We start from the raw sequence: 565 nt of genomic DNA, 5'->3' as shown, positions 1-565 counted from the left end.
GTAAATGTTTTTAATCCATTTTCTACATTTTTTTCTTTAACATGAGTATTAGTTCCTTCTACTACTGTTATCGCTTGTTTTGCAAGGTTATTTATTACATTATTTCCTGATTGTGTTAGGTTATTTAAATCTTTTGTTGCTGCATTATCTATCTTATCTTTTGTTGCTTGTGTTAAATCTATACTTGCATTTCCTCCAACTAATTTACCTGTTCCATCAGTTACTGTTAAATATGTTGGACTTGATGATGTTAGATTTCCTGTAGTTACCTTAACATTATATATACTTTGTCCATTTGTTCCTGTTGTTACCGGATCTATTACTATAGGTCCTGTTCCTGTTACCTCTGTTTTTGATGCTGCTGCAGCTTTATCAAGTTGTCCTTTATTTACTGCATCAGTAGCTGTTTTTCCGTCTGCTAAATTGTTGATAGGTTTATTATTCATATTTAAACCATCACCATTAATAACTGGACCATTAGTTACAGTTAAACTATCAACTGTGATGTCTTTGTTTAACATAACCTCTACTTTTGAATCTGAAGCTTTAGTTGTAATATTACTAT

General features: G+C 30.8%; 1 protein-coding gene. It reads right to left on the bottom strand.

The annotated features are described in order from the left end of the window. The coding region (locus AYC60_RS08785; protein WP_197416908.1) for a hypothetical protein at window positions 1-565 on the bottom strand (565 nt) is incomplete at both ends.

The sequence above is a fragment of the Streptobacillus felis genome (assembly GCF_001559775.1).
In the GTDB taxonomy this organism is placed as follows: domain Bacteria; phylum Fusobacteriota; class Fusobacteriia; order Fusobacteriales; family Leptotrichiaceae; genus Streptobacillus; species Streptobacillus felis.
This window is presented reverse-complemented; position numbering and strand designations above follow the sequence as displayed.